Here is an 18583-nt window from a genome sequence, read left to right on the forward strand (position 1 = left end):
GCCGGGAAGAATCGCTGAGGTGTTCCTGACGATCTCGACGCGCGGCGACGCCGCCCACCCGGCCACCGACCTGGGGTACCTGCTGCACAAGCACCCCGGCAAGGCACAGAAGTTCTCCACGTCCCACGGCACCGCCCATGTCTTCTACCCCGAGGCGGACGAGCAACGCTGCACGGCCGCGCTGCTCCTGGAGATCGACACGGTCGCGCTGGTCCGGCGGGGCAAGGGCAAGGGCCGCGGCGGCGCCCCGGACGCGGCCCTCGCGCAGTACGTCAACGACCGCCCCTACGCGGCCTCCTCGCTGCTCGCGGTCGCGCTGAGCGGTGTCTTCTCCAGCGCCCTGCGCGGGGTGTGCGCCGCCCGCCCGGAACTCCCGCAGCGGGCGCGGCCGTTGCGCGTCGAGGTGCCCGCGCTGCCCGCGCGCGGCGGCCCCGGCCTGGTCCACCGCCTCTTCGAGCCGCTCGGCTGGCAGGCCACTGCCGAACCGGTCCCGCTCGACACCGAGTTCCCCGCGTGGGGTGACTCCCGCTACGTCCGGCTCGTCCTGGAGTCGGAGCGGCTGACCCTGGCCGAGGCCCTGCGGCATCTGTACGTCCTGCTGCCCGTGCTCGACGACGCCAAGCACTACTGGGTCTCCTCCGACGAGGTCGACAAGCTGCTGCGCGCGGGCGAGGGCTGGCTGCCCGGGCACCCCGAGCAGAAGCTCATCACCAGCCGCTACCTCTCCCGCCGCTGGTCGCTGACCCGGCAGGCGACGGAGCGGCTGGAACTGGTCCGGCTCGCCGAGGCCGACGACAGCGAGGTCGAGGAGATCGACAACGCGGTCGCCGAGGAGACGGAGACCGAGGAGAAGCCGACCCCGCTGGCCGTGCGGCGTCGCGAGGCGATCCTCGCCGCCCTGCGCGAGAGCGGAGCCGCCCGGGTCCTCGATCTGGGCTGCGGACAGGGCCAGTTGGTGCAGGAACTGCTGAAGGACACGCGGTTCACGGAGATCGTGGGACTCGACGTGTCCGCCCGGGCGCTCACCATCGCCGCGCGGCGGCTGAAGCTGGACCGCATGGGAGAGCGCCAGGCGTCCCGGGTCCGGCTCCTGCAGGGCTCGCTCGCCTACACCGACAAGCGACTGAAGGGCTACGACGCCGCCGTGCTCAGCGAGGTGATCGAGCACCTCGACCTGCCCCGGCTGCCCGCCCTGGAGTACGCGGTGTTCGGTGCCGCCCGCCCGCGCACCGTGCTCGTGACGACCCCGAACGCCGAGTACAACGTCCGCTGGGAGACCCTGCCCGCCGGGCACGTCCGGCACGGCGACCACCGCTTCGAGTGGACCCGCGAGGAGTTCCGCGCCTGGGCCGCCCGGGTCGCCGAACTCCACGGCTACGACGTCGGGTTCGCCCCCGTGGGCCCGGACGACCCCGAGGTCGGCCCGCCCACCCAGATGGCCCTGTTCCACCGGAACGACACCGGGAACGACACCGAGAAGGAGGCGAAGGCAGCATGACCGAGACGCAGCAGGAGGGACGGGTCCTCCCCGTCACCGACCTCTCCCTCGTCGTCCTCGTCGGCGCCTCCGGCTCCGGCAAGTCCACCTTCGCCCGGCGGCACTTCAAGCCCACGGAGGTGATCTCCTCCGACTTCTGCCGCGGCCTCGTCTCCGACGACGAGAACGACCAGGGCGCGACCCGGGACGCCTTCGACGTCCTGCACTACATCGCCGGCAAGCGGCTCGCCGCAGGCCGTCGTACGGTGGTCGACGCCACCAGCGTGCAGCAGGACAGCCGGCGCCAGCTGATCGAACTGGCGAAGAAGTACGACGTGCTGCCCGTCGCCATCGTGCTCGACGTGCCCGAGGAGGTGTGCGCCGAGCGCAACGCGGCCCGCACCGACCGCGCCGACATGCCCCGCCGGGTCATCCAGCGGCACATCCGCGAACTGCGCCGCTCCCTGCGGCACCTGGAGCGCGAGGGCTTCCGCAAGGTGCACGTGCTGCGCGGTACCGAGCAGATCGACGGCGCCACCGTCGTCACCGAGAAGCGCTTCAACGACCTGACCCACCTCACCGGCCCCTTCGACATCATCGGCGACATCCACGGCTGCTCGGCCGAACTGCAGTCGCTGCTGGGTAAGTTGGGCTACGTCGACGGCGTGCACCCGGACGGTCGCACCGCCGTCTTCGTCGGCGACCTGGTCGACCGCGGCCCGGACTCGCCGGGCGTGCTGCGCCGGGTGATGTCCATGGTCGGGTCCGGCCACGCGCTGTGCGTGCCGGGCAACCACGAGAACAAGTACGGCCGCTACCTCAAGGGCCGCAAGGTCCAGCACACCCACGGGCTCGCCGAGACCATCGCCCAGATGGAGGGCGAGAGCGAGGAGTTCAAGGCCGAGGTGCGCCGCTTCCTGGACGGCCTCGTCAGTCACTACGTCCTCGACGGCGGCAAGCTGGTCGTCTGCCACGCCGGCCTGCCCGAGAAGTACCACGGCCGCACCTCCGGGCGGGTCCGCTCGCACGCCCTGTACGGCGACACCACCGGCGAGACGGACGAGTTCGGGCTGCCGGTGCGCTACCCGTGGGCGGAGGACTACCGCGGCCGCGCGGCGGTCGTCTACGGGCACACCCCGGTTCCGCAGGCGTCCTGGCTCAACAACACCATCTGCCTGGACACCGGTGCCGTCTTCGGCGGCAGGCTGACCGCGCTGCGCTGGCCGGAGCGCGAACTGGTGGACGTACCGGCCGAGCGGGTCTGGTACGAGCCGACGCGCCCCCTGCGCGCCGAGGCACCCGGCGGACTGGACGGCCGGCCGCTGGATCTGGCCGACGTGTACGGCCGCAGGGCCGTGGAGACCCGGCACGCGGGCATGGTCGCGGTGCGCGAGGAGAACGCGGCGGCGGCCCTGGAGGTCATGAGCCGCTTCGCGATCGACCCGCGTCTGCTGCCGTACCTCCCGCCGACCATGGCGCCGACGGCGACGTCGCGGGTGGACGGCTACCTGGAGCATCCGGAGGAGGCCTTCGCGCAGTACGCGCGCGACGGCGTCGAGCGGGTCGTGTGCGAGGAGAAGCACATGGGCTCACGGGCCGTGGCCCTGGTGTGCCGCGACGCGGAGGCGGCTGCGAAGCGCTTCGGCGTGCAGGGCCCGACCGGCTCCCTCTACACGCGCACCGGGCGGCCCTTCTTCGACGACGAGCAGGTGACCGAGGAGATCCTCGCCCGACTGCGCTCGGCGGTGACGGACGCCGGACTGTGGGACGAACTGGCCACCGACTGGCTGTTGGTGGACGCCGAGCTGATGCCCTGGTCGCTGAAGGCCGCGGGTCTGCTGCGCGGCCAGTACGCGGCCGTGGGCGCCGCGTCGGGCGCGGTCTTCCCGGGTGCGCTCGGCGCGCTGGAGGCCGCCGCGGCACGTGGCGTGGACGTCGGCGGACTGCTGGAGCGCCAGCGCGAACGCGCCGCCGACGCGGCCGCGTTCACCGCCGCCTACCGTCGTTACTGCTGGATCACGGACGGTCTGGACGGCGTGCACCTGGCCCCGTTCCAGCTGCTCGCCGTCCAGGGCCGCAGCCTCGCCGCGCTGCCGCACGACGAGCAACTGGCCCTGATCGACCGGCTGGTGGAGCACGACGGCACCAGACTGCTGCGGACGACCAGGAGGCTGTACGTCGACACCGGTGACCCGGAGTCGGTGCGCGCCGGTGTCGACTGGTGGCTGGAGATGACCGGCCGCGGCGGCGAGGGCATGGTGGTCAAGCCGGTCGGCGCGGTGGTCCGATCGGGTTCCCCCCGGTCGAGCGAAGCCGAGAGCGGGGGAGGGGAGGGGCGGCTGGTGCAGCCCGGCATCAAGTGCCGGGGGCGGGAGTACCTGCGGATCATCTACGGCCCCGAGTACACCCGGCCGGACAACCTGGCCCGGCTGCGGCAGCGGTTCCTGAACCACAAGCGGTCCCTGGCGCTGCGCGAGTACGCCCTCGGCCTGGAGGCCCTGGACCGGCTCGCGGAGGGGGAGCCGCTGTGGCGGGTGCACGAGGCCGTGTTCGGGGTGCTGGCCCTGGAGTCGGAGCCGGTGGACCCGCGGCTGTAGGCCCTGACGGCGTACGGCCCGGTCAGCGCGATCCGGCTGCCCCGCTCCTGCCACACGGAGCGGAGCCGGCCGGTCGCGCCGGTGCGGGCCCCAGCACCCAGGAGGATGCCTGGGCCTCGACGACACCCCCGTCGTCCTCCAGGCCCAGGCGGTATCGGACGGTCTGATGACCGGGGGTGCCCAGACAGATCTCGTCGAGCGCGAGCAGCCGCTGCGTGTCGTCGGCGACGGCCTCCACCATGGTGAGTTCGTCCACCGCGGTGCTCGTCGCCCGCCCGGTGCCGCACCGGCACACCGGGGGTGCGGCCGGGGTGCCGATGCCGATCACCGGCCGGCCGGTCAGGTGCTCGCCTGACGCCACGTCGGCGGCACCGCGGAGATCACCTCGGCCGGCGCGGCGCGGGTGCGCCGGTGGCGTGCGGCGGCCTCCTCGATGTCCCGGCCCCGGGAGGCGAGGAAGACCGCGGCCTGGCCGTGCGTGCCGTGCCGGGCCACCAACTCCTCGTACTCCGTGGTGCGGTGGACCGGCACGGCGCGCGGGGCGAGGCTCATCGGCCTCGCGGCGGGTGTCGGCGCCCCGCGCGGGTGACGCCGGCCCAGGCGCTGGGGAATGTCGGCCATGGATGATCCCCCTCGTCTCCGGCCCGTTCACGGACCTCGTTTTTCGTCATCGCGACGATAAATGGAGGACTCGCTTCTCGTCAAGAGGACGAGAACAGGAATCGGCAGAAACGGGCGACAGGGGCGTGAAGACGGTCGCGTGCGGCCAGGATGGAGGCATGACCTACCGTGTCGACTCCGAGGCCGGTCGGCTGCGCCGCGTCATCCTGCACCGGCCCGACCTGGAGCTCAAAAGGCTCACCCCCAGCAACAAGGACGCCCTCCTCTTCGACGACGTGCTGTGGGTGCGGCGGGCGCGCGCCGAGCACGACGGATTCGCCGACGTCCTGCGGGACCGCGGCGTCGCCGTCCACCTCTTCGGTGACCTGCTCACCGAGACCCTCGAACTCCCCGCGGCCCGTGACCTCGTCCTCGACCGGGTCTTCCACGAGAAGGAGTACGGCCCGCTCGCCACCGACCACCTGCGCGCCGCCTTCGCGGCCCTGCCCGCGCGGGAGCTGGCCGAGGCGCTCGTGGGCGGCATGACCAAGCGGGAGTTCCTCCAGGCGCACCCGGAGCCGACGTCCGTCCGCTTCCATGTGATGGAACTCGACGACTTCCTCCTCGGCCCGCTGCCCAACCACCTGTTCACCCGCGACACCTCCGCCTGGATCTACGACGGGGTCGCCATCAACGCCATGCGGCTGCCCGCCCGGCAGCGCGAGACCGTCCACTTCGAGGCGATCTACCGGCACCACCCGCTGTTCCGCGACGAGCCGTTCCATGTCTGGTCGCGGGGGCAGGCCGACCATCCGTCCACCATCGAGGGCGGTGACGTGCTGGTGATCGGCAACGGCGCCGTGCTGATCGGCATGAGCGAGCGCACCACGCCGCAGGCCGTGGAGATGCTGGCCTACCAGCTGTTCGCGGCCGGCTCCGCGCGCACGATCGTCGCGCTCGACATGCCCAAGCGGCGCGCCTTCATGCACCTCGACACCGTGATGACCATGGTCGACGGCGACGTCTTCACCCAGTACGCGGGCCTCGGCATGCTGCGCTCGTACACCATCGAACCGGGCGTCGGCGACCGGGAGTTGAAGGTCACCGACCATCCGCCGGAGCACATGCACCGGGCCATCGCCGCCGCCCTCGGCCTCGGTGAGATCCGGGTGCTGACCGCCACCCAGGACGTGCACGCCGCCGAGCGCGAGCAGTGGGACGACGGCTGCAACGTGCTCGCGGTCGAGCCCGGCGTCGTCGTCGCCTACGAGCGCAACGCGACCACCAACACCCACCTGCGCAAGCAGGGCATCGAGGTGATCGAGATCCCGGGCAGCGAGCTGGGCCGGGGCCGGGGCGGCCCGCGCTGCATGAGCTGCCCGGTGGAGCGCGACCCCGTCTGACCGGCTGCCGGTGTGATGAAGCGGACTCCAAGACGTCGTATAGAAATTCAGGACCTCGTATAGAATTCCAAAGTCCCTGTTCCTCTCGTACCTCCGGAGCGCCCCCATGGCGACAGTCCCGACCGCCCTCGCCGGCCGCCACTTCCTCAAGGAGCTGGACTTCACCGGGCAGGAGTTCCGCGGCCTGGTCGAGCTGGCGGCCGAGCTGAAGGCCGCCAAGCGGGCCGGGGCCGAACCGCAGCACCTGAAGGGCAGGAACATCGCGCTGGTCTTCGAGAAGACCTCGACGCGCACCCGCTGCGCGTTCGAGGTCGCCGCCGCCGACCAGGGCGCCCACACGACCTACCTCGACCCGGCCGGCTCCCAGATCGGGCACAAGGAGTCCGTGAAGGACACCGCCCGGGTGCTCGGCCGCATGTTCGACGCGATCGAGTACCGGGGGCACGGCCAGGGTGTCGTCGAGGAGCTGGCCGCCCACGCCGGGGTCCCCGTCTACAACGGCCTGACCGACGAGTGGCACCCCACCCAGATGCTCGCCGACGTGCTCACCATGACCGAGCACACCGACAAGCCGCTGGACCGGGTCGCCTTCGCCTACCTCGGCGACGCCCGCTACAACATGGGCAACTCCTACCTGGTCACCGGCGCCCTGCTCGGCATGGACGTGCGGATCGTGGCACCCCGGGTGCTGTGGCCGGACGAGACGATCGTCGCGGTGGCCCGGCAGCTCGCCACCGCCTCCGGGGCCCGGGTCACGCTCACCGAGGACGTGCCGGAGGGCGTGCGCGGTGCCGACTTCATCGCGACCGACGTCTGGGTGTCCATGGGCGAGCCCAAGGAGGTCTGGGACGAGCGCATCGCGCTGCTCGGCCCGTACGCCGTGACCATGGACGTCCTCGCCGCCACCGGGAACGCGGACGTGAAGTTCCTGCACTGTCTGCCGGCCTTCCACGACCTCGGCACCAAGGTCGGCCTGGAGATCCACGAGCGGCACGGACTGACCGAGCTGGAGGTCACCGACGAGGTCTTCGAGTCCGAGCACTCCGTCGTCTTCGACGAGGCGGAGAACCGGATGCACACGATCAAGGCGGTCCTCGTGGCCACCCTGGCCCGATCCGCGTCACAAAGCCTTGCCTGACCGGCCTCACCAGGCCTTATCCTGACCGACGGCCCGAAAACACCCCTTTCGTCGCCGTCGGCGCGGTCCTCCGGTGACCGCGCATGCCCTCACGACGACCCCACGACGGTCGTCCGCACCACCGAGAAACGAGCACCACCCGCATGCCCGCTCCCCGCATCAAGTCCCCGCGAGCGCTCGTCGCCGAGTCCGGCGCCGACCGCGAGGGACACGGCCTGAAGCGCACGATGGGCCTCTTCCAGCTCATCTGCTTCGGCGTCGGCGCCATCGTCGGCACCGGCATCTTCGTCGGCCTCTCCGACTCCGTCGCCCAGGCCGGTCCGGCCGTCGTCGTCTCCTATGTGCTCGCCGCGATCACCTGCGTCTTCACCGCCTTCTCCTTCGCGGAGCTGGGCGGCGCGATCCCGGTCTCCGGCTCCTCGTACTCCTTCGCCTACGCCGGCCTCGGCGAGTCCACCGCGTTCCTGGTCGGCTGGTGCCTGCTGCTGGAGTACGGCGTCTCGATCTCGGCCGTCGCCGTCGGCTGGAGCCAGTACGTCAACGAGCTCCTGCACAGCCTCACCGGCGTCCAGCTGCCCGCCGCCCTGTCGGCCGGCCCCGGCGACGGCGGGTTCGTGAACCTGCCCGCGGTGATCGTCATCGCCATGGCCTCGGTGCTGCTGGTGCGCGGCGTGCGCGAGAGCGCCCGGGCGACGGCCGCCATGGCCGCCGTGAAGCTCGTCATCCTGCTGGCCTTCTGCGCCATCGGCTACAGCGCCTTCAAGCACGGCAACCTCACCCCGTTCTCGCCGGCCGGCCTCGGCGGCATCGGCGCGGGCACCACCGCGGCCTTCTTCTCGTACATCGGCTTCGACGCGATCACCACCGCCGGCGAGGAGGCCAAGAACCCGCGCCGGGACATTCCCGTGGCGATCATGGTCTGCATGGGCATCGTGACCGTGCTGTACTGCGCGGTCGCGCTCGCCGCGATCGGCGCCATCGGCGGCGGGCAGGTCGCCGGCCGCCCCGCGGCCCTGTCCTACGTCGTCAACGAGGTCACCGGTTCGACCGCCGGCGGCGGCGTGATCGCCTTCGGCGCGGTCGTCGCCATCGCCTCCGTCGTCCTCGCGGTGATGTACGGCCAGACCCGCATCCTGATGTCGATGTCCCGGGACGGCCTGATCCCGCGCGTCTTCGAGAAGGTCGACCCGAAGACCGCCACCCCGGTCGCCGGCACCCTGATCGTCGCCGTGGTCTTCGCCCTCCCGGCGGCCTTCGCCTCGCTGGACGCGGTGATGAACCTGTGCACCATCGGCACGCTCGCGATCATGGCCGTCGTCAACATCGCCGTCCTGGCCCTGCGCCGCCGCGAGCCGGGTCTCACCCGCAGCTTCCGCGTCCCGCTCTACCCCGTGGGCCCGCTGCTCGGGGTCGGCTTCTGCCTGTACCTCATGTACGAGACCGGCTGGCGGACCTGGCTGCAGTTCGCCGTGTTCCTCGTCGTCGGCCTCGCGATCTACGTCGCCTACGGCCGCCGGCACTCCACCCTGGCCACCGCGGCACCCGAGGTCACCGCGAGCGCCGCCGCTGAGCGGGAACCACAGGCAGTGTGAACCACACCGCCTTGCCCGACGGGGTGGGGCGGTGCCCGCAGGACGAGCTGAGGGCACGGATCAGCAGCAGCCCGCGCCCGTCCTCCTGCCAGGGGTCCGGCATCTCGATCACCGGCTGGGTCGTGGGGGTGCCCCCCGCTCGAGCGGAGCCGAGAGCGAGGGGGAGGCCGGGGGGTGCCGGGTCCGCGTCGTGCACCTCGACCTGGCAGCCGGCCGGCAGCAGCCGCACCACCAGCTCTATCGGGCCGCGCCCGGCGGTGTGCTCCACCGCGTTGGCCACCAGCTCGGCCGTGAGCAGCTCCGCGGTGTCGCTGTCGGCCGTGTGCTCCACCTCGGCGAGGGCCGTGCGCACCAGCGCACGCGCCACGGGCACCGCCGCGGCGGTGTGCGGCAGCGCGATGCGCCAGGAGGCCGATTCGGTGGGGCGTTCGTGCAAGGCGAGTCCGTTCATGGAGCAGGCTGTCCTGCTTTCGACTGTAGGAATGGTACGGGCCCCGGCCACGGGGACGGCCCGCGGGCTTCGCCCGGGGCCCCGGCCCTGTCGGCGCGGGCCCCGGTACCTGGCGGCTTACCCAGGCGAACGCCTCGCGTCCCCCACCCGTCCCTGCTGTTACGGCCCTGTAGCCGACCGGTGACACAGGCCTGTCGCGTCCTCATGACGACAGTCACAAAGGGGTGATAACTTCGAGGGACACAGCGCAACGTACGGACCCCAGCCAAGGAGGCCGCACGTCATGAGTCCCTTCACCGGCTCCGCCGCCCGCACCTGCGACTGGGAGCACCTGCGGGTCGATCTCACCGACGGGGTCGCCACCGTCACCCTCGCCCGCCCCGAGAAACTCAACGCCCTCACCTTCGGCGGGTACGCCGACCTGCGCGATCTGCTCGCCGAGCTCTCCCGGGAGCGTGCCGTGCGCGCCCTGGTGCTGGCCGGCGAGGGCCGCGGCTTCTGCTCCGGCGGCGACGTGGACGAGATCATCGGCGCCACGCTCGCCATGGACACCGCCCAGCTGCTCGACTTCAACCGGATGACCGGCCAGGTCGTGCGGGCCATCCGCGAATGCCCGTTCCCGGTGATCGCCGCCGTGCACGGGGTGGCGGCGGGCGCCGGCGCGGTCCTCGCCCTGGCCGCCGACTTCCGCGTCGCGGACCCCTCGGCCCGCTTCGCCTTCCTCTTCACCCGCGTCGGCCTGTCCGGCGGCGACATGGGCGCGGCCTATCTGCTGCCCCGGGTCGTCGGCCTCGGCCACGCCACCCGCCTGCTCATGCTGGGCGAGCCGGTCCGCGCTCCCGAGGCCGAGCGCATCGGCCTGATCAGCGAGCTGACGGACGAGGGCCGCGCGGACGAGGCGGCCCAGGCCCTCGCCCGCCGCCTCGCCGACGGCCCGGCCCTGGCCCACGCCCAGACGAAGGCCCTGCTGACGGCCGAGCTGGACATGCCGCTGGCCGCCGCGGTCGAACTGGACGCCTCCACACAGGCCCTGCTGATGAACGGCGAGGACTACGCCGAGTTCCACGCGGCGTTCACCGAGAAGCGCCCGCCGAAGTGGCGGGGGAGGTGACATCGCCATGAAGGTCGCCGTCATCGGGGGCGGTCCCGGGGGTCTGTACGCCGCCGCCCTGCTCAAACGCCTCGACCCGGCCCGCGAGATCACCCTGTGGGAACGCAACGCCCCCGACGACACCTTCGGCTTCGGCGTCGTGCTCTCCGACGAGACTCTCGGCGGCATCGAACACGCCGACCCCGTGGTCCACGAAGCCCTGCGGCGGGACTTCGTCCGCTGGGACGACATCGACATCGTGCACCGGGGTACGGCCCACCGCTCCGGCGGCCACGGCTTCGCCGCCCTGGGCAGACGGCGCCTCCTGGAGATCCTGCACACGCGCTGCCAGGCCCTCGGTGTGGACATCCGCTTCCGCACCGAGGCACCGCCCCCCGACGCGCTGTCGGCCGCGTACGACCTCGTCATCGCCGCCGACGGGGTGCACAGCACCACCCGCGAGGCCTACGCCCGGGCGTTCGGCCCCCGGGTGAGCGCGCACCGCTGCCGCTACATCTGGCTCGCCGCCGACTTCCCCTTCGACGCCTTCCGCTTCGAGATCGCCGAGACCGAGCACGGCCCGATGCAGCTCCACGGCTACCCCTACGCGGCCGACGCCTCCACCGTCATCGTGGAGATGCGCGAGGAGGTGTGGCGGGCGGCGGGATTCGAGGAGCTGGAGCCGGCGGAATCCATCGAGCGGTGCGCCAAGATCTTCGCGGAAGCGCTCCGCGGCCGCCCCCTGCGCTCCAACAAGTCGACCTGGACGACCTTCCGGACGGTGGTCAACGACCGGTGGTCCCACGGCAACGTGGTCCTTCTCGGTGACGCCGCCCACACCGCCCACTTCTCCATCGGCTCCGGCACCAAGCTCGCCGTCGAGGACGCGCTCGCCCTCGCCGCCTGCCTGGAGGAACAGCCGGACGTGCCACGGGCGTTGGCCGCCTACGAGGACGAGCGCCGGCCCGTCGTCGCCTCCACCCAGCGGGCCGCCCGGGCGAGCCTGGAGTGGTTCGAGGACCTGACCCGCTACCGCGCCCAGCCGCCGCGCCAGTTCGCCTTCAACCTGCTCACCCGCAGCCGCCGGGTCACCCACGACAACCTCCGGCTGCGCGACGCGCACTTCACCGGGGCCGTCGAGCGCGAGTTCGGCTGCCCGCCCGGCACGCCCCCGATGTTCACCCCGTTCCGGCTGCGCGGACTGACCCTGCGCAACCGGGTCGTGGTGTCGCCGATGGACATGTACTCCGCCGTCGACGGCGTCCCCGGCGACTTCCACCTCGTCCACCTCGGCGCCCGCGCCCTCGGCGGGGCCGGGCTGGTGATGACCGAGATGGTGTGCGTGAGCGAGGAGGGCCGGATCACGCCGGGCTGCGCCGGGCTCTACACCGGCCGGCAGGCCGGGGCGTGGCGGCGCGTCACCGACTTCGTGCACCAGCAGGCGCCGGGTACGGCGATCGGGGTGCAGCTCGGGCACGCGGGCCGCAAGGGCTCCACCCGGCTGATGTGGGAGGGCATGGACGAGCCGCTGCCGACGGGCAACTGGCCGCTCCTCGCCGCCTCCCCGCTGCCGTACAAGCCGGGCAGCCAGGCCCCGCGGCAGCTGTCCCGGGCCCAACTGACCGATGTGCGCGAGCAGTTCACGGCGGCCGCCTGGCGGGCCGCGCGGGCCGGCTTCGACCTGCTCGAACTGCACTGCGCCCACGGCTACCTGCTCTCCGGCTTCCTGTCCCCGCTCACCAACCACCGCACCGACGCCTACGGCGGCTCGCTGGAGAAACGGCTGCGGTTCCCGCTGGAGGTCTTCGACGCCGTCCGCGCGGTGTGGCCGGCCGAGCGGCCCATGACCGTCCGCATCTCCGCCACCGACTGGGCCGAGGGCGGGACGAGCGGCGAGGACGCCGTCGCGATCGCCCGGGCCTTCACCGCGCACGGCGCCGACGCCATCGACGTCTCCACCGGGCAGGTGGTGGCCGAGGAACGGCCGGAGTTCGGGCGGTCGTACCAGACGCCGTTCGCCGACCGGATCCGCCACGAGGCGGGGATCCCGGTGATCGCGGTCGGCGCGATCTCCTCCTGGGACGACGTGAACTCCCTGATCCTCGCCGGACGCACCGACCTGTGCGCCCTCGCCCGACCGCATCTGTACGACCCACACTGGACCCTGCACGCGGCGGCCGAGCAGGGCTACGACGGCCCCGGCGTCAGCTGGCCCGCCCCCTACCGCGCGGGCAGCCGCCGCCCGCAGACCGGCCGCACGGACGCCCCGAAGCCCCGGCTGACCCTGGGCCGCTGAGTCGTCGGTGCCGTCTGCTCTGCTCGGAAGGGGGAAGAGAGAAGAGAGAGCAGAGAGAGACGAGAGGCGACGGGCGAGGGGACGGAGCGGTCATGGGTGTGCTGTGCGACTACTTCGCGGCGGCCGACCGGCCGACGGCGGTCGACTGGGCGATCGGCCCCGGCGGGGACTGGCAGGCGGAGGGCCGGTCCCTCGACGAGGCGGGCGCGGACTGGATCGACATGAAGAACATCGATCCCCATGTCGCGCTCGGACAGCTCGTCGCGTTCGCGGAGGGAAGACCGTACGACGTCCGTGCCGCCGGGCCGCGGCTCCTGTGGCCGGACGCGCGTGTGTGGCCCCCCGAGCGGCCGGCCGCACCCGGCGCCGAGTCGCCGTGGGAGTCGGGACTGCAGCTGACCGAGCTGCCCGACTCCTGGCGGGACCGGCTCGCCGCCGTGGAGGAGGAGCACGTGCCGATGCTGGCCCTGCAGTGGTACGACGTGGAGGAGGTCGACTTCACCGACTTCCCGGACTGCGAGGACCGCGTCCGCGCCTTCGCGGGCCTCGCCCGCCGGGCCCGGGACACGGGCGCGCACCTGTACTGCCGCTGCTGCCTGTGACCCCTCACACCCCGGCGAACTCCGCGCCCGCGTCCCGCAGTCGTGCGTGCAGTGCGCGGAAGACCTCCGCCGAGCGCAGGCCCGGCCACCCCGCGGGCAGCAGGTGGGCGGGCAGGCCGGGGTCGGTGTAGGGCAGGTGGCGCCAGGAGTCGAGGGCGAGGAGGTAGTCGCGGTAGGCCTCCTCGGGCGGGGTGCCCGGGCGGTGTTCCCAGGCGCGCAGCACCGGCGCGTGGGTGTCCAGGAAGTGCTCGTGCTCCTTGGCGATCGCGGCCAGGTCCCACCAGCGGGCGACCGCCTCCTGCGTCGCGGCGAAGCCCAGGTGCTCGCCGCGGAAGAAGTCGACGTACGGCTCCAGGTGGAGGCGGCGCAGGGTGTGTTCCGCCTCCTCGTGCAGCCGCGCCGGGGCGATCCACACCCCGGGGGCGGCCGTGCCGAAGCCGAGGCCGGCCAGCCGGGAGCGCAGCACGTGCCGCTTCTGCCGCTCCGACTCGGGGACGGAGAAGACCGCCAGCACCCAGCCCTCGTCTCCGGGCGGCGCCGCCGCGTAGATACGGCGGTCGCCGTCGTCCAGCAACTGGCGTGCCTCGGGGGAGAGTTCGTAGCCCGCGGCGCCGGTGGCCGCGCGGGCCGGCACCAGCAGGCCGCGCCGTTTGAGCCGGGACACCGAGGACCGCACGGAGGGCGCGTCCACGCCGACCGCGGCCAGGAGCCGGATCAGCTCCGCGACGGGCACGGGGCCGGGCATGAAGCGGCCGTACGCGCCGTAGAGCGTGACGATGAGGGACCGGGGGGCGTGCTGCTCGGACACGTTGATCATTTTAGGTCGTCGGCATCACTGCTGGTCACCATCGGTGCGCAGGCGGAACCGCTGCAACTTGCCGGTGGCGGTGCGCGGCAGCGCGTCCAGGAAGACGAACGCGCGCGGGCATTTGTAGGGCGCCAGCTCCGCCAGCAGGAAGCGGCGCAGGGCCTCGGGATCGCGCGGTGCCCCGGCGCGCAGCACCGTGTACGCCACGGCGACCTGTCCGCGCGCCTCGTCCGGGCGCCCGACGACGGCCGTCTCCACCACGTCCGGATGCCGCAGCAGCGCGTCCTCCACCTCCGGGCCGGCGATGTTGTACCCGGCCGAGATGATCATGTCGTCGGCGCGGGCCACATAGCGGAAGTAGCCGTCGGGGTCACGGACATAGGTGTCGCCGGTGATGTTCCAGCCGTCGCGGACGTATCCGCGCTGGCGGGAGTCGGCCAGGTAGCGGCAGCCGACCGGGCCGCGCACGGCCAGCAGTCCGGGTTCGCCGTCGGGCACCGGGCGGCCGTCCGCGTCCTGCACCCGGGCCTGCCAGCCCGGCACCGGCACGCCCGTCGTCCCGGGTCTGATGTGCTCGTCGGCGGCGGAGACGAAGATGTGCAGCAGCTCGGTCGCGCCGATGCCGTTGATGACCCGCACGCCGGTGCGCTCGTGCCAGGCCCGCCAGGTGGCCGCGGGCAGGTTCTCGCCGGCCGACACGCAGCGTCGCAGCGAGGAGACGTCGTGCCCGTCCAGCTCGTCCAGCATGGCGCGGTAGGCGGTCGGGGCGGTGAACAGCACCGAGACCCGGTGCCCGGCGATCGCCGGGAGCAGATGCCTGGGGCCGGCCTGCTCCAGCAGCAGGCTGCTGGCACCGGCCCGCATCGGGAAGATCACCAGCCCGCCGAGGCCGAAGGTGAAGCCGAGCGGGGGAGAGCCGGCGAAGACGTCGTCCGCCCGGGGGCGCAGCACGTGCCGGGAGAAGGTGTCCGCGATCGCCAGCACGTCCCGGTGGAAGTGCATGCACCCTTTCGGGCGACCCGTGGTGCCGGAGGTGAACGCGATCAGGGCGATGTCGTCGGCGGCGGTGTCGACCGCCGGGAAGGGGGCGTCGGGCGCCGGGCGGCGCAGCAGGTCGTCCGGGCCGTCCCCGCCGTAGGTGAGGATCCGCAGCTCCGGTGTCCCGGCCTTCACCAGGTCGTCCACCGCGCGTATGTCGCAGAGCGCGTGCCGCACCCGGGCGATCTCGCACATCGTCGCCAGCTCGTGCGGGCGCTGCTGGGCCAGCACGGTGACCGCTATCGCGCCCGCCTTCAGCACGGCGAGCCAGCAGGCGGCGAGCCAGGGTGTGGTAGGGCCGCGCAGCAGCACCCGGTTGCCCGGGACCACCCCGAGGTCGCCGGTGAGCAGGTGCGCGATCCGGTCGACGCGGGCGCGCAGTTCGCCGTACGTCCAGCTGGGGCCGGCCGGGGTGTGGAAGACCGGGCGGTCCGCGTCGGCGTGGTCCAGCAGCTGCGCCGCGCAGTTCAGCCGGTCGGGGTAGCGCAGCTCCGGCAGGTCGAACCGCAGCTCGGGCCACTCGTGCGGCGGGGGCAGATGGTCGCGCGCGAAGGTGTCGACATGGGCCGTGACGTGCATGGTGGTTCGCCCCCTTGCCGTGACGGACGGACGCTGCGGTGGGCTCGCGGATCGAGCGTATCGTCTTGGTGACGGCAGTCAACCTCACGCGATAACGTCGGGGGAAGACGGCAACGAGGAGGGGCGGGGCGCCCGGTGGCCCGCCCCGGAGGGAGGACCGGCAGTGCCCGCATTCTCACTCGAACCGGAGCAGACCGCCTGGTGCGCCGAACTGCGCGCGCTGGCCGCGGCACGACTGCGCCCGCTCGCCGACCAGGGGCAGCCGGGCCACGTCAACCGGCCGCTCCTCACCGACCTCGGGCGACTGGGCCTGCTGGAGCGGCTGTTCACCTCCGGCGCGCTCGACCTGTGCCTGATGCGGGAGTCCCTCGCGCAGGCCTGCACCGAGGCCGAGACCGCCCTCGCCCTCCAGGGCCTGGGCGCCCATCCGGTGCACGCCCACGGCAGTCCGGCCCAGCGCAAGCACTGGCTGCCGAAGGTCGCCGACGGCAGCGCGGTCGCGGCCTTCGCGCTGAGCGAGCCGGGCGCCGGTTCGGACGCGGCCGCGCTGGCCCTCGCCGCCGAGCCCGACGGCACCGGCGGCTGGCGGCTGACCGGCGAGAAGTGCTGGATCTCCAACGCCCCCGAGGCCGACTTCTACACCGTCTTCGCCCGCACCACACCCGGCGCCGGAGCCCGCGGCGTGACCGCCTTCCTCGTCCCCGCCGACCGCCCCGGACTCACCGGCACCGCCCTGGAGATGCTCTCCCCGCACCCCATCGGCGCCCTCGCCTTCGACGCCGTACCGGTCCGTGCCGACGACGTGCTCGGCGAGAGGGACCGCGGCTTCGCCGTCGCCATGGGCACCCTGAACCTCTTCCGGCCCAGCGTCGGCGCGTTCGCGGTCGGCATGGCCCAGGCCGCGCTGGACGCCACCGTCGACCACACGCGGCGGCGGGAGGCGTTCCGGGGCACGCTCAAGGACCTCCAGGCCGTCGCCCACCAGGTCGCCGAGATGGCGCTGCGCACCGAGGCGGCCCGGCTGATGGTGTACGCGGCGGCGACCGCGTACGACCAGGGCGCCCCCGGCGTCCCCGGCCGGGCCGCGATGGCCAAGCTGCTCGCCACCGAGACCGCGCAGTACGTCGTCGACACCGCCGTCCAGCTGCACGGCGCCCGCGCCCTGCGCCGCGGCCACCTCCTCGAGCACCTCTACCGCGAGGTGCGCGCACCCCGTGTCTACGAGGGCGCGAGCGAGGTCCAACGGGGCATCATCGCCAAGGAGTTGTACGCCACCGCCCACGATCAGGAGGCCCGGTGAGCACCGAGCGCGTCAACCCGACCACCGCCACGCGCATCAACCCCCCCACCCTCTCCCGGCCGTCCGGCTTCTCGCACGCCGTCGTCGCCGCCGGCTCCCGCGTGGTGTTCCTCGCCGGCCAGACCGCCCTCGACGCCGACGGCAAGGTCACCGGCGCGACGCTCCCCGAGCAGTTCGAGAAGGCGCTCGGCAACCTCCTCACCGCCCTGCGCGCCGCCGGCGGCACCCCCGCCGACCTTGCCCGGGTCACGGTCTACGCCACGGACGTCGCCGCGTACCGTGCCGACGCGGGCCGGCTCGGCCGGATCTGGCAGGACCTCGCGGGCCGGGACTACCCGGCCATGGCCGTCGTGGAGGTCGTACGGCTGTGGGACGAGCAGGCGATGGTCGAGCTGGACGGGTTCGCCGTACTGCCCTGACCGGTGTCCGTCCAGCCCGTTCAGACCGCCTCCGGGAGCCGCTCCGCCGGGAGGCGGCACGGCGGGACGACGCTGCCGTCCGCGTGCAGCTCGCCGCTGTCGTCGAAGACGATCGAGCCGTCGCACAGCAGGGTCCAGCCCTGTTCGGGGTGGGCGGCGACCGGGTGCCGCGGAGCCGTGGACGCGGGGCACGAGGACCGGCAGGAGCACATGGCGCACCTCCACAACGGGACGTGAGGGGGGCCGGCGGGTCCGGCCGACGCCCGTCACCCCAGACCATGCGACCGCCGTGAACGCACCGGAACCGATCGCCGTGAAGCGTGACAACACCCGGACAACTCGCGGACGGTTCCATGACGCGCCACCGTTGGAGTGACGGTCACGCCCCGCGGCACGGACGCCCGGTATCCAGTGGAACTCTCGACCCCATCACCCAGGGAACCGGGAGGTACCCCCATGCCCGTTCGCCCCGCCCTCGCCTCGGCCCTCGGCGCCGCTGCCCTGCTCTGCGCCGCCGTCGGCCCGGCCGGCGCCGCGCCCGCCGCGCCTTCGGAGACCGTCACCGTCGACGCCACCGGCAAGCTCGCCTCCGACGGCACCGTCACGCTCTCCGGCACCTACCGGTGCACCGCCGGCACCGGACCGGTGTTCGTCAGCTCCTCGATCAGCCAGGGCGACGCCCGGGTCCGGTACGGCATCGGCGGCAGCGGCGCGCAGTGCGACGGCGCCGAGCACCACTGGAAGAACTCCGGCAAGCCCGGCGACGAGACCCTCAAGACCGGCAAGGCCCACGTCCAGGCGACCCTCATGGAACTGAAGCCCACGGACACCGGCCTCATCGGCAACCTCCCGCTGCCCGCCTTCCACGCGACGGCCGACCGGGACGTCTCGCTCGCCAAGCAGTGAGCGCAGGCCGTGTGCCGGGCGGACCGGGCGCGCAAGGGCCCGGTCCGCCCGGCGGCCCCGCCGGGGTCAGGAGCGCTGCCAGCTGTGCGGGGCGTGGTAGGCGTGCGGGCGCCAGGACGTGCCGCCGTCGGCGGCGGGGGCGGTGCCGGGCGCGGTCCGGGCGCTGCGGCTGAGCAGCAGCACCGCGAGCGCGGCCAGTTCCTCCGCGGTGGCCTGACCCCGTTCCACACGGATCGGGGGGACCGGGGACGCGGGGGGCAGGGAAGCGGATCCGGACATGAGAACCT

16 protein-coding genes and 1 pseudogene are annotated in these 18583 nt (G+C 73.2%); 11 read left to right on the forward strand and 6 right to left on the reverse strand.

Annotated features, from left to right (window positions below; genetic code table 11):
• Positions 1-19 precede the first annotated feature (19 nt).
• Together BIV23_RS08785 and BIV23_RS08790 are read left to right on the forward strand one after the other, a co-directional pair.
• Entirely contained in the window at positions 20-1498 is a 1479-nt protein-coding gene (locus tag BIV23_RS08785) for a 3' terminal RNA ribose 2'-O-methyltransferase Hen1 (protein WP_071380209.1), read from the forward strand.
• Entirely contained in the window at positions 1495-4074 is a 2580-nt protein-coding gene (locus BIV23_RS08790) for a polynucleotide kinase-phosphatase (protein ID WP_071380210.1), read from the forward strand. The genes BIV23_RS08785 and BIV23_RS08790 overlap by 4 nt, the downstream gene beginning before the upstream one ends.
• 14 nt (positions 4075-4088) lie before the next feature.
• On the opposite strand, the pseudogene BIV23_RS45895 reads toward BIV23_RS08790, so the two are convergent.
• Positions 4089-4626: pseudogene (locus BIV23_RS45895) on the reverse strand (hypothetical protein); the annotation flags it as partial.
• Positions 4627-4853: 227 nt separating this feature from the next.
• On the opposite strand from BIV23_RS45895, the gene BIV23_RS08805 reads away from it, so the two are divergent.
• The 3 genes from BIV23_RS08805 to BIV23_RS08815 all read left to right on the forward strand — a co-directional run bounded on the left by BIV23_RS08805 (position 4854) and on the right by BIV23_RS08815 (position 8807).
• Complete coding sequence (locus BIV23_RS08805; RefSeq protein ID WP_071380213.1) at positions 4854-6077, forward strand: arginine deiminase; 1224 nt, start codon at positions 4854-4856, stop codon at positions 6075-6077.
• Between the two features lie 106 nt (positions 6078-6183).
• A complete protein-coding gene (gene argF, locus BIV23_RS08810) occupies positions 6184-7215 on the forward strand; it encodes an ornithine carbamoyltransferase (RefSeq protein WP_071380214.1) in 1032 nt (343 codons plus the stop codon).
• Positions 7216-7358: 143 nt separating this feature from the next.
• A complete protein-coding gene (locus tag BIV23_RS08815) occupies positions 7359-8807 on the forward strand; it encodes an amino acid permease (protein ID WP_071380215.1) in 1449 nt (482 codons plus the stop codon).
• On the opposite strand, the gene BIV23_RS08820 is transcribed toward BIV23_RS08815, so the two are convergent.
• Entirely contained in the window at positions 8764-9258 is a 495-nt protein-coding gene (locus tag BIV23_RS08820) for an ATP-binding protein (RefSeq protein ID WP_071380216.1), read from the reverse strand. The genes BIV23_RS08815 and BIV23_RS08820 overlap by 44 nt on opposite strands.
• 283 nt (positions 9259-9541) lie before the next feature.
• Here BIV23_RS08820 and BIV23_RS08825 point away from each other — a divergent pair, with 283 nt between their 5' ends.
• The 3 genes from BIV23_RS08825 (at position 9542) to BIV23_RS08835 (ending at position 13246) form a co-directional block, all read left to right on the forward strand.
• Positions 9542-10369, forward strand: a complete 828-nt coding sequence (locus BIV23_RS08825) for an enoyl-CoA hydratase family protein (RefSeq protein WP_071380217.1) — start codon at positions 9542-9544, stop codon at positions 10367-10369.
• A gap of 7 nt (positions 10370-10376) precedes the next feature.
• Complete coding sequence (locus tag BIV23_RS08830; RefSeq protein ID WP_071380218.1) at positions 10377-12644, forward strand: bifunctional salicylyl-CoA 5-hydroxylase/oxidoreductase; 2268 nt, start codon at positions 10377-10379, stop codon at positions 12642-12644.
• A gap of 92 nt (positions 12645-12736) precedes the next feature.
• Positions 12737-13246 (forward strand): hypothetical protein, encoded by a 510-nt coding sequence (locus tag BIV23_RS08835; protein WP_071380219.1) that lies wholly within the window; start codon positions 12737-12739, stop codon positions 13244-13246.
• Between the two features lie 4 nt (positions 13247-13250).
• Here BIV23_RS08835 and BIV23_RS08840 read toward each other — a convergent pair whose 3' ends face one another.
• Together BIV23_RS08840 and BIV23_RS08845 are read right to left on the reverse strand one after the other, a co-directional pair.
• Positions 13251-14063 (reverse strand): PaaX family transcriptional regulator, encoded by an 813-nt coding sequence (locus BIV23_RS08840; protein ID WP_071380220.1) that lies wholly within the window; start codon positions 14061-14063, stop codon positions 13251-13253.
• 15 nt (positions 14064-14078) lie between these two features.
• Positions 14079-15671 carry an AMP-binding protein gene (locus BIV23_RS08845; protein ID WP_071380221.1) on the reverse strand — a complete coding sequence of 531 codons (1593 nt, stop codon included), beginning with the start codon at positions 15669-15671 and terminating at the stop codon, positions 14079-14081.
• A gap of 163 nt (positions 15672-15834) precedes the next feature.
• On the opposite strand from BIV23_RS08845, the gene BIV23_RS08850 reads away from it, so the two are divergent.
• Together BIV23_RS08850 and BIV23_RS08855 are read left to right on the forward strand one after the other, a co-directional pair.
• Positions 15835-16971 (forward strand): acyl-CoA dehydrogenase family protein, encoded by a 1137-nt coding sequence (locus BIV23_RS08850; protein WP_071380222.1) that lies wholly within the window; start codon positions 15835-15837, stop codon positions 16969-16971.
• Positions 16968-17390: a RidA family protein gene (locus BIV23_RS08855; RefSeq protein ID WP_071380223.1), complete on the forward strand. Its 423-nt coding sequence runs from the start codon at positions 16968-16970 to the stop codon at positions 17388-17390. Before BIV23_RS08850 ends, BIV23_RS08855 begins: the two co-directional genes overlap by 4 nt.
• Positions 17391-17410: 20 nt before the next feature.
• Here the strand turns inward: BIV23_RS08855 and BIV23_RS08860 are convergent, their stop codons facing one another.
• Complete coding sequence (locus tag BIV23_RS08860; protein ID WP_071380224.1) at positions 17411-17602, reverse strand: DUF5999 family protein; 192 nt, start codon at positions 17600-17602, stop codon at positions 17411-17413.
• Between the two features lie 244 nt (positions 17603-17846).
• Between BIV23_RS08860 and BIV23_RS08865 the strand changes: the two genes are divergently transcribed.
• Positions 17847-18296, forward strand: coding sequence for a DUF6299 family protein (locus BIV23_RS08865; RefSeq protein ID WP_071380225.1), 450 nt, complete (start codon positions 17847-17849; stop codon positions 18294-18296).
• A 66-nt stretch (positions 18297-18362) separates the two neighbouring features.
• Here the strand turns inward: BIV23_RS08865 and BIV23_RS08870 are convergent, their stop codons facing one another.
• Positions 18363-18575 carry an acyl-CoA carboxylase epsilon subunit gene (locus tag BIV23_RS08870; protein ID WP_071380226.1) on the reverse strand — a complete coding sequence of 71 codons (213 nt, stop codon included), beginning with the start codon at positions 18573-18575 and terminating at the stop codon, positions 18363-18365.
• Between the last annotated feature and the right edge of the window lie 8 nt (positions 18576-18583).

The sequence above is a fragment of the Streptomyces monashensis genome (genome assembly GCF_001866665.1).
GTDB classification, from domain to species: Bacteria; Actinomycetota; Actinomycetes; order Streptomycetales; family Streptomycetaceae; genus Streptomyces; species Streptomyces monashensis.